Source organism: Vibrio sp. 1727 (assembly GCF_033344415.1).
GTDB lineage: Bacteria > Pseudomonadota > Gammaproteobacteria > Enterobacterales > Vibrionaceae > Vibrio > Vibrio alginolyticus.
This window is the reverse complement of the sequence record NZ_JAWPOT010000003.1, coordinates 271,462-285,106: the sequence shown is the minus strand read 5'-3', so window position 1 is coordinate 285,106 and position 13,645 is coordinate 271,462. Positions and strand designations below refer to the sequence as shown.

The window sequence follows — 13,645 nt, the reverse complement described above, 5'->3', positions numbered from 1 at the left end:
CAGGAACATTGAAATGGATTTGTTGGCGATTGGTCTCGTCGTTTTTTCTGCTGTTCTCCATGCGGGTTGGAATATCCTTGGTAAAAGCAACTCAGGCTCTGGACTCGCGTTTACTATGGCGGCCAGCTTTTCTGCATGTTTCATTCTTACCCCTTATTTGATTTGGTATTTGGCAACCATTGGCTGGACATCATTACCGAGTGAGTTTTGGGGGTTGCTGTTCATTAGCGGCATTTCACAAATGGTTTATCTGGTTGGCTTGATTGTCGCTTATAAGCACGCTGACGTGGGGGTGGTTTATCCCATTGCTCGGGCGTTGCCTGTGATGATGGTCGGCGCAATCAGTGTGGCATTAGGGCATGAATTATCCAGTCAGCAGTGGCTTGGATTCTTGCTGATAACCCTTGGTTGTATGCTGGTACCACTGACGAATTTTCGTCAGATGACATTGGGCTCTTATTTGAACGTTGGTGTGTTCTGGGCATTGATTGCTGCAATAGGCACAACGGGTTACTCGGTGGTCGACAAAGAAGCGCTGAGTTTACTCACAGGACAAGCATCAGAGATCTTGAATGATCAGTACAGTGCGATCTTCTACTTGGGCGTGCAGTTTTGGGCAATTGGTATTCCAGCCCTTGTATGGTGCTTAGTTACGGGCAAGCCAGATGAGATTAAGACTGCGTGGCAGATCCGCAAAACAGCTAGCATGGCAGGGGTAATGATGGCATCTACCTACGGCTTGGTGTTGTTTTCTATGACCATGACAGACAACGTGAGTTTGGTGGTGGCACTAAGGCAAATCAGCATCGTGTTTGGATTGTTTATGGGGATTTGCTTTCTGTCTGAGAAATGGTATCTCACGCGAGGGCTAGGCGTTACTTCGATTGTGGCAGGGATCATTCTTGCGCTTGCGTATTGACCTATATTCACGAAAAAAGGCAGCGAATGAGCCTCTCGCTGCCTTTTGTATTAACTTGTAAGCCTTGTTTAAAAACGCAGTTGCGCACCAAACATCACGCCGCTAGAGTCAAAATCGCTGTTTTTTGAGTACACATATTCTGCATTCAAACCAAAGTGTTTATAGCTCCAGCCGATACCGCCAGCCGCTTCACCTCCGACACTTGAGTGTTCGATGTTCTTGCTCTGACCGTTCACTCTATAAGTGTATTCGAGAGTGTAGAGAGTGACACCTGCCTTGCCGTACAGTTCGAAACCTGAACCCAGAGGATAGCTAGCATAGCCACTCAAGCGAGGTCCGGAGAAGCTCGTATCGGTGACTTCTGAAATCGGACTCACGAGTATCGAGCCGATACCGTCAAACGCGCCTTTATAACCTGCTTCGATACCAAAGTTATGTGTTGGCATGTAGCGGTAATATATTTCACCTAAGAACATGTCGCCTGATTCTTTGCTTGTCGGAGCATCGTAGTTCACATCGCCATAGCCAATGTTTGTACCTATGATGTGCTCACTGGTTTCTGCATTGGCTGACAAAGAAAAAGCCGACAACACTAAAGCAGTAATGAATGAATAACGCATGAACGCTTCTCCTTAGCTTTTAGCTTGCTCGCCTTTTAATATTTGTTCGAAAGTGACCTTGGTGTTGTCTAGCCATTCATAACGGCGACGATACATCGAACGCTTAGAGCGCGACATGCCTTCGATATCTCTACGGGGTGCATTTACATCAATTGAGTAAAAAATGACGATTGTATTCGGTGCCGCCCAATTCTTGCCAGAGTGCATCGTAATCCGTTTTTATTCGCCCTTTGCTGTAACGTTTAGCTGCGTAAGTATGGGACTGCGTTTTCACCGCTAGAATCGTATTTACTTCCCAAATTTGTGCGAGCAAAGTGAGCAAGCTCACCATCAAGCTTTTTGGTCTCTGTCCGTAAAGCTTACGAGTTAGCTTTTTAATTTTCGCGTTGTTTTCTTCACTGCTTCGCGGTCCTTGTAAGCCTCCAATCATAATGCTGCGTCCAGATTCGATGTGACCTAGCGTAAAAGAGAGCGTGTAGAAGTTGCCATCTTCAGCGCTGTGCAGCACTAGGCTCATGTCGCCTTCTTTTTGATAACGTGCTTCGTATACTAATCTCACCGAGTACAGTATTTCGTCAATTTCAAAAGAGGCTAATGTTAGGCCTTTCGAGTCTGTGTAGATTTCTTCGATTGTTTGTTTAGAAAACAGTTCTGAAATAGTTTTATAGTGATCAACTACCAAGTTAGAACGATCGAACGCTGAGTTGTTTTTGATGATATACGGACGAAACGGTTTCTCTAAAAACCGATGCGTACGTGTACAAAGCAACTCTAACAATGACGATTCAATATTGTTTGAAAGGTGCTTAAATGCACGTTTGTAATAAAGCGCACGTAAGATGAACTTAGCTCTGTAGGTCCAAATTGGCTTGTAGACATCAGCATAATCATCTGAGTAAATCGATTGGCTATGGTAAAAAATAGATTTGTTCGCGGTCATTTTCACTCCAGATTAACTTGTGCTCAATAGCGACAATTAAGAACCGACGGACGAGCAGCGAAGAACCCGAAAAGGAGGAATGCAAAGCACGACTGAAAAGAGGTGGTTTTTGCTGTGTCCGACGTTTTTGTAAGGTTTTGAACACTGTTCTTTTGCTGGAATTCTAAGAGAAAATTGACCTTAGGTATTGTATGGTTTGGTAAGGAAATGTCAGGTTGAAACCCATTGTTCAAAAGGAAGAAAATGCGAATGTCGGCTGAATATGACGTTGAGTTGCTAAGTTAATGTGAAATAAGTTGAACGAAAATTGAACATTATTTGAAATTGTTTTGACGTGTTTTAGGTCTTTATACGTACCTTATAAGTATCGAGCCAATTTTGGCCCGATGTAAAGGTAAGTAAGGAGAGGTTTATGAAACGCTTAACAACTTTAGCAAGTACGATTGCTCTGATTGCTGCACCTTCTATGGCTCTTGCTGGTGGTTATCATTGGACAAACGATACCGAAACTATCCATGGCGACGTAATGGATAGCAAACAAGCGGCTTATGAAATGGGCCGAGACATGATCCAAAGCTACCAAAATAAATCATCTGGACAACTCCGTGATGAGTTTACGAGCCTTACAACGTATGTTGATCGCCAATCGTTTTCTATCACTGACTCAAAAGTCATGGTAAATGAGTTCTTGCAAAGTGACGGGCAAGTTGTTTACCAGCCTATTCTCAATGTTCAATACGAGTACCGCATGCGTGATACCGGTAAATATTAACCAGTAAGACGGACTCGAATTGTTTACCACTAATATTTTTGCTGTTTGTTTTGGGGAGCCACGAGCTCCCCATTTTGTTTTTGTTGGAAGCGAAAATTCGCACACTCTCAGTGCAACATTTTCTATCGCTCAGCGTTAGATTTTCTTGCTCGTTGATTGTCATCATCGTTTGTAAAGTGTTTGCGGAAATGGATGTAACGCACTAACGAGGATACCCGATGACACATCATTCATATTGGTTCAAGCAGGCAATTGAAGCTGAGCAACCAGAAACGCCACAACCGTTACAGCAGAACATTAATACTGACGTTGCGATTGTTGGTGGCGGATACACCGGACTTTGGACCGCGATTATGATTAAGCAGCAATCTCCGGAAAAAAAGGTAGTCGTGATTGAAAAAGGCCTTTGTGGCAGTGGTGCATCGGGCGCAAACGGCGGTTGTATGCTGACTTGGTCGACAAAGTTTCCGACATTGAAACGGTTATTCGGTGAAGAACATGCTGCTTGGTTGGTAAAAGAGTCGGAACAAGCAGTGCTAGAGATTGACGACTTTTGTCAGCAGCACAACATCGATGCGCAATTATCGTTGAAAGGGGTTTATTACACTGCAACCAATCAGGCTCAAACTGGGGGAATGCAGCCAGTTGTGGACGAGTTAAAGCGATTAGAAGTGAACAGTTGGCGTCGTTGCTCGGTGGAGGAACTGCGTGCCAATGCGGGATCGCCGCGCAATATAGAAGGCTTTCACTCTCCAGTTGCAGCCAGCGTTCAACCTGCTTTATTGGCGAGAGGATTAAGACGCGTCGCAATGGAGTTGGATGTTGAAATCTATGAGAATACGCCGATGACGCGTCTAGATTATGGAAAACCTGCCACTGTCTGTACACCTAAAGGAAATGTTCAAGCGCAGCAGGTGGTGTTGGCATTGAACGCATGGATGGTGGAGCAGTTTAAACAGTTTAAAAACAGTATCGTGGTGGTCTCTTCCGACATGGTGATCACCAAGCCGCTTGGTGACGCACTACCTCAATCTGGTTGGCAGGCAGGTTCTAGTGTGTTGGATTCTCGTATTTTTGTACACTATTACCGAGATACGCCAGATGGCCGTTTGATGTTGGGGAAAGGCGGCAATCAGTTTTCTTTCAATAACCAAGTTGACGCAATGTTTAACAAGCCAACACGCTACCAAGGTCTACTGCGTAAGTCGTTCGATAAGTTGTTTCCTCGTTTGAGAGGCGAGGAGTTTGCTTATTCATGGACGGGGGGCTCTGATCGTTCTGCTACTGGTTTCCCTTTTTTCGGCGATCTAGATAAACAGAGCAATATCTTTTACGGATTTGGTTATTCAGGCAATGGTGTAGCGCAGACTCGCATGGGCGGAAAGATCCTATCTTCATTGATATTGGGAATCGATAACGAGTGGACGAACAGTGGTTTAGCCAAAGGACCGTTGGGGTGTTTCCCACCAGAACCGCTTCGCTGGACCGGGGCTATGATAGTGCGCAACGCGGTACGTCGAAAAGAGGAAGCAGAAGATAACGAGAAAACGCCGTTTATCTGGGATAAGTGGCTAGCAAAACTTGCAGGACCAGCAGGTAAAGCGGATAAGCTTGACTAAACTGAAGACTTTAGCCACAAACGAGACAGTTTGCAGTGAAAGTCATTGGGGCGCGATGAAGCCTTGTGTTAGCCTCTGTCTTTCAAGCTCAGATTTAAAAGGTGAGTCATAAAATGAAAGTATTCAGCAACTTCGATAGCGGCAGCATTCACGTAGTGAAAGCGGACGACAAAAACGACATCCAACTCAAAATTCCTAACGACAATATGTCGGAATTCTACCAGTGGTTCCACTTCCGTCTTGAGACAGAAGTCGAGCAATCACACACCATCAAATTGCTTGATTTGGCTAAATCGGCTTATCCAGAAGGATGGCAAGGTTACGATGTGGTTGCGTCTTACGATCGTGAAGAATGGTTCCGACTACCGGCAGAGTTCGATGGCGACACGCTGACTTTCACTGTAATCCCTGAGCGCAGCTCAATTTACTTCGCGTACTTTGCGCCATACACGTACGATCGTCATTTAGACTTGTTACACATGGCACAAAGCGCGCACCACTGCCAACTAGAGACGCTTGGTCATACGCTAGATGGCAATGACATGAGCTTGCTTACTTTCGGTGAGCCAGAAGAAGGCAAAAAGAAAATCTGGATGATTGCACGTCAGCACCCAGGTGAGACAATGGCGGAATGGTTCATGGAAGGTATGATCCAACGTCTGTTAGATGAAAACGACACGGTTGCGCGTGCATTGCTTGAAAAAGCGGTGCTTTACGTCGTACCAAATATGAACCCAGACGGTGGTATTCGCGGTCACTTGCGTACCAACGCAGTAGGTGTAAACCTAAATCGTGAATGGCAAACGCCATCAATGGAAAAGAGCCCAGAAGTCTACCTTGTGCGTCAGCGCATGCTGGAAACGGGTGTTGACATGTTTTTAGATATCCATGGCGATGAAGCGATTCCGTATAACTTCGTCGCTGGCTCAGAAGGTATTCCTTCTTACGATGAAAATCTTGCCGCTTTAGAGGCATCATTTAAGCAAGCGTTATTGACTATTACGCCAGAGTTCCAAGATGAGATTGGTTACGATAAAGATGAGCGTGGTAAAGCGAATTTGACTGTGGGTTCAAATTGGGTTGCAGAGCAGTTCAAATGCTTGTCTTACACAATCGAAATGCCATTTAAAGATAACAACAATCACCCAGATCCACTTTACGGTTGGTCTCCTGAGCGTAGTGTCTTGTTTGGACAAGATGTATTAGCTGCAACGTTAACCGTAGCGGATAAAATTTAGCGCGACGAGTTAACGCTTTTTCATTATTTCGAAAACAGCTCATTTTAAATGAGCTGTTTTTTTGTGCTCTCCATATCCACGCTCCCCTGTAAAAATTTGTTGCCATTCACAAGCTTAAATGATGATTCTTAAATTTGAGAAAGTGGCTTTTTATGGTGATTTGCGTCACAGAAAGTTGGCTTCTTTGTGATATTTTCCGCAACGAATTGACTATGGCTAAACCAACGCAACGAACTTTATTTTTCGGTTGGGTATGCGGATGAAGCTCATGAATAGATGGTCTTGAGGTTACCTTTTTCCGTTTTACGTCATTGGCGTTTGAATATCATTTTTGATTCTTTCCTACGCTATTTAGCTATTTCTATTCGAAGAAAAGAGAAAGTTACGGCTTCATATTTTACGGCAGTATGCTGCCGCGATGTGTTGCTTTGTGTACAAGAAAAAGGAAAAGAATAATGAAAAAAATCGCTATAGCAGTGGCTACTGTACTTGCTGGTGGTGTGATCTCAAACGTTGCACTTGCTGACACTTACATGGGCGGTAAAATAGGTTACAACTCTCTAAACGATGCGTGTTACCTAAACGAACCTTGTGACGACGACAGTTTTGCAGCATCTATGCACTTAGGCTACAGCTTCAACAAGTACGTTGCAGCAGAGTATGGTGTTGATTACCTTGGTGACTTCACTGCAAACTTCAAAAAGCCTGGCCTAAACACAGTTGACGGTGACCTATGGGCACTAACTCTAGCTCCTAAGTTCAACCTACCACTAACGGATTCTTGGAATCTATTCGCGAAAGTTGGTGCTGCATACATGATGGCTGGTGACGAGAAAGATTTCGTACCAACTGGCTCTCTGGGTGCTGAATACCAAATCAACTACAACTGGAGCCTACGTGCTGAATACCAACGCTACCAAGATATGTCTGATGATGTAATTGAAGACATGGATTCAGATTTCTTCGGTATCGGTTTCAACTACAAGTTTGGTTCTGAGCCAGTCGTTCAAGAAAAAGCCGTTGAAGAGGTGGTAGAAGCACGTCCTGCAACCCGCATTGTAGATCACGTTTACCCTGCTCAAACAACAGCGACAGTACAATTCGACTTAGAAAGTGCAGAAGTGAAAGACGCGTCGAACCTTTCTGGTACCGTTGATTTGATGAATACTTACCCACAAGCTCAAGTTGAGATCACGGGTTACAGCGATACGACAGGTTCTGCTGCTTACAACAAGCAACTCACAGAAAAACGTGCGAAAGCCGTTGCTGACGAGTTCCAAGCAAAAGGTATTGCGGCTGAGCGTATGACAGTGAAAGGCATGGGTGAAGCTAACCCAGTAGCAAGCAACGAAACACGTCAAGGTCGTCAAATGAACCGTCGTGTTGAAGTAGTTGTCCCTGCGTTTGAATACCAAACCACTGAGAAAGCAGAATAATTCCTGCTTAAGATAAAGTTCCAAAAGCCAGCGTGTATCACGCTGGCTTTTTTGATCCCGCTTAACAAACTCAGCACTTTCATCAATTTGTCATCACCAGTTCATACCATGGCTGCCAAGTGTTTGGGAGAGTGTTATGCAAAGTTTACCGCCGCTTAATTTGCTCCGAGCGTTTGAAGCCACGGCGCGATTACAGAGCTTCACTAAAGCCGCAGAGGAGCTAAATGTGACCCGTGCGGCCGTCAGTCAGCAGGTGAAATCGCTAGAACTGCAGTTAAATGCAACATTATTCGAGCGCAAGGGTACGCATCTTACGCTGACCAGCTCAGCAAAAGAATACTGGCCTGTGGTTAACCATGTGCTTCAAACATTATCGACCACGACGCAGCATTTATTTACTCGTCCCAAGAATACGCAAGTTAACTTACATGTCGCTCACAGCTTTTGCTCTCAGTGGTTAATGCCAAGATTGGCTGATTTTCAGCGACAATTCCCAGACATTTCCTTTAAAGTCTCGACAACTGCTAATACAGTTCCAAACGCCAGTGCGATTGCGGATATCGAAATTATTAACGGAGATGGAGATTGGCAAGAGCAAGAAGCCATACGATTAACCCAAGAAAACTGGATTGTTGTCGCAAGCCCCGGCTTTATGCATTTAAACCCGATAAATGACCTCTCGCAGTTAGCTAAAGCGCCTAAAATCTGTACTAGTGGTTATCATGAATCTTGGCAAGAGTGGCTTTCACACCAAGGTTACCAAGGGAAGGTGAGCAAAGTCGTCGCCGAGTTTGAACACTCATTGCTTGCTATTCATGCTGCGATTAATCAACTTGGCGTGTTGCTGGTAAGAGACTTTCTTGTTGAGGATGAGCTGCAACAGGGCGTATTAGTCCAGGCTGGAAATTGGCATATGCCAAGTTCTGGTGCACATTATATGGTGGTTCGAGCATCCGAAAAATCACACGTAAACACCTTTGCTCAATGGTTAATACAGAGTCTTTAATGTTCGTTCAGCGAGTAAGTAGAGCGCATGTGTGGTTTGGCTATTATTAGCAGTAGCAAGTCATCAGTCTAGGACTGAGCGACATGCTTAATGACATCTAATAACCACTGATTTACCGGAGCTTGCTGTTGAGAGCGACGACAGCTCATCACGTAGCGAACATCAAGCTCTAGCCCAGCAGGAAGCGCGATACTCCGGCAACCCTTAGGAACATGTCCACTCATCGTTATGCCAAAATGATTCGTTTGCAGAAGCACTTTTTGAATCATCGCTGGATGCTCAATTTCCACTTTAGGTGTGGTTCTAAAACCCATATGTTTGAGCCTTTCCAACACTGGGTATCGGTAGTCGTTCCATCCCGGCGTTTTAAAAAGTATAAAAGGGTATTCTTCTAGTTCTTGGGAGTTTTGAGCGGGATGATCTTGTCGAACAAAAAATACCGCTTTTCCTCGCCCTAGTTCGGTCTGAACAATTGACTGTGGCAGATCTTCATCAAAGTAATGAATCGCAATGGCGTTTTCACCGTCAATTAATCGTTTTTTTGCTTCGCTACCCCAGCGCAAACATGAGAATTTTGCGTTTGGGGCGTGCTTTAGTAACTCCAAGTAAAACTTGTCACCAAAGTACTCCCAAAACAATGTGTTGGCATAAATAGTGATTGAACCGTCAAAATGAGCTGGTGAAAAATGCTGTGGTTTGATGGAATCAATACTGTTGATTATTTGCTCAAAATGCGCAATGTTCGCTTCCACAAAAGCTGTTGGTTCAAAGCCATTTTTGGTCTGAACGAATAGCGGATCATTGAGCTGAGTTTTCATCTTTGTCAGATTTTTGCTGATTGCTCCTGACGTTTTACCGAGTGATTCTGCGACTAACCGGACGTTACGTAACTCATACATCCGTTTTAATACCAAAATATTTTGAATATCCAGATTAACGCTCATACATTGTCTCGCTTGGCTTTTGTCGACAAATCATATCGCTGAATTTCTTAAGAAAAGACAACGCTCGGTCAATTTAAGTTGCTGCCTTATCCCTGATTTATTGAAGGTAACGATAAGTTATTCTTGGTTACATCAGTTTATTAGCATGGATTTCCATTTGGTAAATAATGGCTTTCCTCGTATGAGCGCGTTTCTGTTGTTACAGTTTTTCCACCGACAGAAAGTAAGAACGATAATAGAGGTGATGTATGAAAAAACTAATCGCACTTGTTTTGATGGTTTGCTCAACAAACGTAGCATTTGCTGGTGATGGGTCATACACGGGCACGATTGATATGACGATGGCAACGAAAAATCAGGTTGACGTAGAGCGTTCAGATTCTCAATTGACGCTGAAGGGTCGCAATGAAATGGCCTATGGCGGTGTAACAATCCATTCGGATGCTGCAACTCAAAAAATTGAACTTCGTGGTCGACGTGATTAATCGAATAGTTTCTTGTTAAGAAAATGCCGCGAAGAACGCGGCATTTCTATATGTAATATCATCAGATCATAATTACCAGATAAGCGTATGGTGAGAAGCTAAGCGCAATGACCACCTGCCATTATTCGCATGGCGGTGCCATATGAATGACAGCTAAGCCCCCCAAAGAGGTTTCACGGTATTTTTTATTCATATCTTTACCAGTCTGATACATGGTTTCGATAACTTTATCTAAAGAAATTAAACATTTACTTGTGCGCTTTAATGCCATACGCGATGCATTAATCGCTTTCATTGCTCCCATGGCATTTCTTTCAATACAAGGTACTTGAACCAAGCCGCCAATCGGGTCACAAGTCATACCCAATGAATGCTCCATCGCAATTTCCGCAGCAATACAAATCTGCTCGTTACTGCCCCCTCTTAGCGCTGTTAAGCCAGCGGCAGCCATGGATGAAGAAACCCCAACTTCTCCCTGACACCCCACTTCTGCACCAGAAATTGACGCGTTAGTTTTATATAAGATGCCGATAGCGCCGGCGACTGCGAGAAAGTCTTTTAGCTGTTTAACATCGAGCTCTTTGATGAAGCGATGGTAGTACATCAATACCGCCGGAATCACCCCTGCTGCACCATTCGTTGGAGAAGTGACGACTTGCCCTCCTGCTGCATTTTCTTCACTAACCGCAAAGGCGAAGAGATTGATCCAATCCATGATCTCCATCGGATCGTTTTCAACTGCAGCGTTGGCTTCGAGCTTTTTCAAAAGGTTTGGTGCTCGACGAGTGACATTTAGACCACCTTCCAAAATCCCTTCCGTATCGAAGCCACGTTGCATGCAGAGCGACATCACTTTCCAAATTTGCTCTGCTCTTTGGTTAATTTCTTCGTCTGAGCGAAATGCGAGTTCGTTTTGGAGGATCATGCCTCCCAAGCTGAAACCGTTCGTCTCGGCTTTTTCCAGCATCTCATCTGCGGATGTAAACGGAAATGGTACTGCGACCTCATTTTGCTGCGTGCCGTTCTCTAGTTCGTCGGCGGTGGCGATGAATCCGCCCCCAATGGAGTAATAAATTTCAAACGCTACTTGATCTCCAGCTGCGTCTAATGCCGTAATCGTCATACCATTTTCATGCAGGGGAAGGTTGTCGCTATGAAAGACGATGTCATGGTCGTAGCTAAACTCAATCTGGTGTGTACCGGCGAGCATGAGCGTATTATTGTCTATGGTATTTTGTAGCGCACTTTTGGCACTGCTCATTTTGATGGTATCAGGTTTATTTCCCATCAAACCAAGGACCGTGGCTCGGTCTGTATGGTGCCCTCGACCTGTCAGTGACAATGAGCCATAAAGGTCCACTTGCACCCGATGCACTTTCGCCATAGAGTCGCTAACTAGCTGAGTGAAATGGAATCCGGCAAGCATAGGACCATTAGTGTGGGAGCTGGATGGCCCGACACCAATTTTAAATATATCGAAAATCGACAGCATAATTGACTTCCTTTAGCAGTGAACCTTTATAAAGGTCTCTAGAACAGTGTTGTTAACTAGATGTTAAAGCTTGTGGGTCGGGAGTGAAAGAAGATTTTTGTAACACTGCCAACTAAGCGCGAGATTTTAAAATGAAGTTAGACAACATCGTCATCGTTTTAGGTAAACGCCTCGTCAATAACAGGTTGACCTCTGAGGGCATAACCAGAGTCGAAGCTTTGTCTTGTAGGACTGCATCACTACCGATAGAGCGAACGGTGATTGTTTTTTGTGGCGGAGTAACGCAAGGACAAAGTGTTTCTGAAGCAGAGGCGATGTACGCGTATTTTAGAACCCTAAACGCAGACTCTGTGAATCCGTTCCCTGAACGTCATATACTCTTAGAAACGGAGTCGTTGAACACGTTTCAAAACATGCGTTATGTTTCCCAAGTTTTGTGCAAAAGTGGGTTGTTCGAGTTATGGTTGGGGCATCCGGTTGAGGTTATCTTGCTGTCTAATGACTACCACCTCGAACGAATCATTGATATCCAGAATTTGATGGATGAGCAAGGCTTATTACGAGTACTTAAATCCGATTGCGAATCCATGGGGGTGACCCTCAATATTCCACTGGATATCAGCAAACATATTAGCGTGCCATACCCACATAAAGGGCTTATGGCGGACACATTCTTGCTACTCGATGAACTCACAACCTACCGAGTTTATTTAGAAGGGGTCAAGCATGGCGTATTTTTCCGAGATTTATCAATTGTCCGAAAAAAGCCACTTATGATCGCAAGAGATACTATTCACAAATTGCTCTCTTTACCGCTCGATAAAGAGGCTTTGCAACATATTGAAGAAATGAAAAAGGCCGTCGAAATGACGGCCTTGGATGAATCTGTAGGTGCTGCGGAAAAGGCATTAAGTATCTTCCATCCGATACTGACGGCATTGAACCGTCGCTTTGACCCAGAGTCTATTCATTAAGCTCGCGTTTTGTGCGGACGGCGCTTAATGCGATCAAACAGTAGCAAAGCAGTTCTATACCTTCTTCTGAGATATTTTTAACATCACGGATGTAATTTTCGTCCATCACTTGTTGCCAAAAACTACCCATACCATACAAACGAGAGAAGACTAATAATAGCATTACAGCACCAACTAATAGCTTCATATGTGGCACCGTTAAAATGGTCGCCATTTCGTTCATGGTACCTTTACCACCTTGGTAAGCTTTGGCGCAAGCCAGTGCGGTGACAGCAAGTGCTGGGAAAACCCAAGAGCCATGATGAATCATGTCTGTCCAATAGTCCGTTTCGCGAATAATCAGTACTGCAAAAAATCCTGCAATCAAAATAGCCGCATGCTTTAGCTGAGGCTGTTGTTTCGATAAGCTGAAAAACGACCATGATGCAATAGCAAGCATCACAAGCTGGAGCGTTTCTGTAACGGAAAGCTCGCCAAGGCTTGATCCCAACACGACATAATCAAGACGAAGACTAAGGTTAACGAGAATACTTATAGCGACAATCATCAAGGCGTTTAAACTCGATTTATAAATAATGCGCTTTGATTTTTCAGTAACAACGTTGCTTGGGGCTGACTCGGCTTCTTTTACTATTTGTGTTTTCATCTTGCTCACCTGTCCCAGAAAATGTGGAAGAAATGTGAATTAGTGTGATCTGTGTTTGGAATTTTATTGTCCAAGTGGAAAGTTATGTCAGGGGAATGTCAAGAATAGAACACTGTTCGATATAGGGTCGATGTGCGGTAAAGTCAGAGATATGTAAAAACAACGTAAGAACACTTTGATAAATCAAATAAAAAAGGAGCCCAAAGGCTCCTAAGTGATAGAGGGAAGGTGACGTATCGATAAAAATAATTAGTAGTTGTCACCCTCATTTTCTTTGTGATTCTCGCGATAGTATTCCCATTGCTCGACGCGTTCATTGTCCGACAGCACACAGTAAGTGACACGTTCGCCGTTTTCCGACACGGTATCCAGCTCACCACCTTGCTGAACACAGTATACGGCTGCGGGATTTGCAACGGAGGTATACTCAGTTGATCGGGTCGCTCCCTCGTAAGTTGAACAACCAGCCAGTACCAATGTTGCAGCCATAGCCATCATTAAATTTGTCTTTTTCATTCTTTATCTCCGCATGGGGTGGGCGAGTATTGTATTGA

At 44.3% G+C, this 13,645-nt stretch carries 13 protein-coding genes and 1 pseudogene; 8 read left to right on the top strand and 6 right to left on the bottom strand.

What is annotated here, in order from left to right; genetic code table 11:
- The first annotated feature begins 13 nt into the window (after nt 1-13).
- Nucleotides 14-919, top strand: a complete 906-nt coding sequence (locus R8O10_RS05645; RefSeq protein ID WP_085569211.1) for an EamA family transporter — start codon at nt 14-16, stop codon at nt 917-919.
- A 68-nt stretch (nt 920-987) separates the two neighbouring features.
- Here R8O10_RS05645 and R8O10_RS05640 read toward each other — a convergent pair whose 3' ends face one another.
- A complete protein-coding gene (locus tag R8O10_RS05640) occupies nt 988-1,539 on the bottom strand; it encodes an outer membrane beta-barrel protein (RefSeq protein WP_085569210.1) in 552 nt (183 codons plus the stop codon).
- Between the two features lie 12 nt (nt 1,540-1,551).
- A pseudogene (locus tag R8O10_RS05635) lies at nt 1,552-2,479 on the bottom strand (VirK/YbjX family protein).
- Nucleotides 2,480-2,891: 412 nt separating this feature from the next.
- Here R8O10_RS05635 and R8O10_RS05630 point away from each other — a divergent pair.
- The 5 genes from R8O10_RS05630 to R8O10_RS05610 all read left to right on the top strand — a co-directional run bounded on the left by R8O10_RS05630 (nt 2,892) and on the right by R8O10_RS05610 (nt 8,550).
- Entirely contained in the window at nt 2,892-3,251 is a 360-nt protein-coding gene (locus R8O10_RS05630) for a DUF3316 domain-containing protein (protein ID WP_064369428.1), read from the top strand.
- Between the two features lie 218 nt (nt 3,252-3,469).
- The gene (locus tag R8O10_RS05625; RefSeq protein WP_115386471.1) at nt 3,470-4,870 is read left to right on the top strand and encodes an FAD-dependent oxidoreductase; all 1,401 of its coding nucleotides are present in this window, start codon (nt 3,470-3,472) and stop codon (nt 4,868-4,870) included.
- A gap of 113 nt (nt 4,871-4,983) precedes the next feature.
- On the top strand, nt 4,984-6,108 hold the full coding sequence (locus R8O10_RS05620) for a M14-type cytosolic carboxypeptidase (protein ID WP_115386472.1): 1,125 nt from the start codon (nt 4,984-4,986) through the stop codon (nt 6,106-6,108).
- A 455-nt stretch (nt 6,109-6,563) separates the two neighbouring features.
- Nucleotides 6,564-7,544, top strand: a complete 981-nt coding sequence (locus R8O10_RS05615; protein ID WP_065275126.1) for an OmpA family protein — start codon at nt 6,564-6,566, stop codon at nt 7,542-7,544.
- Nucleotides 7,545-7,680: 136 nt separating this feature from the next.
- The gene (locus R8O10_RS05610; RefSeq protein ID WP_115386473.1) at nt 7,681-8,550 is read left to right on the top strand and encodes a LysR substrate-binding domain-containing protein; all 870 of its coding nucleotides are present in this window, start codon (nt 7,681-7,683) and stop codon (nt 8,548-8,550) included.
- A gap of 68 nt (nt 8,551-8,618) precedes the next feature.
- Here the strand turns inward: R8O10_RS05610 and R8O10_RS05605 are convergent, their stop codons facing one another.
- On the bottom strand, nt 8,619-9,494 hold the full coding sequence (locus tag R8O10_RS05605) for a LysR family transcriptional regulator (protein WP_005384388.1): 876 nt from the start codon (nt 9,492-9,494) through the stop codon (nt 8,619-8,621).
- A 248-nt stretch (nt 9,495-9,742) separates the two neighbouring features.
- Between R8O10_RS05605 and R8O10_RS05600 the strand changes: the two genes are divergently transcribed.
- Nucleotides 9,743-9,979 (top strand): hypothetical protein, encoded by a 237-nt coding sequence (locus R8O10_RS05600; protein WP_054579233.1) that lies wholly within the window; start codon nt 9,743-9,745, stop codon nt 9,977-9,979.
- A 121-nt stretch (nt 9,980-10,100) separates the two neighbouring features.
- Here the strand turns inward: R8O10_RS05600 and R8O10_RS05595 are convergent, their stop codons facing one another.
- On the bottom strand, nt 10,101-11,471 hold the full coding sequence (locus R8O10_RS05595) for an L-serine ammonia-lyase (RefSeq protein WP_005374028.1): 1,371 nt from the start codon (nt 11,469-11,471) through the stop codon (nt 10,101-10,103).
- Between the two features lie 131 nt (nt 11,472-11,602).
- Between R8O10_RS05595 and R8O10_RS05590 the strand changes: the two genes are divergently transcribed.
- Nucleotides 11,603-12,445: a YdcF family protein gene (locus tag R8O10_RS05590; protein ID WP_054579234.1), complete on the top strand. Its 843-nt coding sequence runs from the start codon at nt 11,603-11,605 to the stop codon at nt 12,443-12,445.
- Here the strand turns inward: R8O10_RS05590 and R8O10_RS05585 are convergent.
- Both R8O10_RS05585 and R8O10_RS05580 read right to left on the bottom strand, forming a co-directional pair.
- The gene (locus R8O10_RS05585) at nt 12,435-13,091 is read right to left on the bottom strand and encodes a hypothetical protein (RefSeq protein ID WP_005374025.1); all 657 of its coding nucleotides are present in this window, start codon (nt 13,089-13,091) and stop codon (nt 12,435-12,437) included. The two genes, R8O10_RS05590 and R8O10_RS05585, sit on opposite strands and share 11 nt — an antisense overlap.
- Before the next feature lie 249 nt (nt 13,092-13,340).
- Nucleotides 13,341-13,607, bottom strand: coding sequence for a DUF333 domain-containing protein (locus R8O10_RS05580; protein WP_005374023.1), 267 nt, complete (start codon nt 13,605-13,607; stop codon nt 13,341-13,343).
- Nucleotides 13,608-13,645 lie beyond the last annotated feature (38 nt).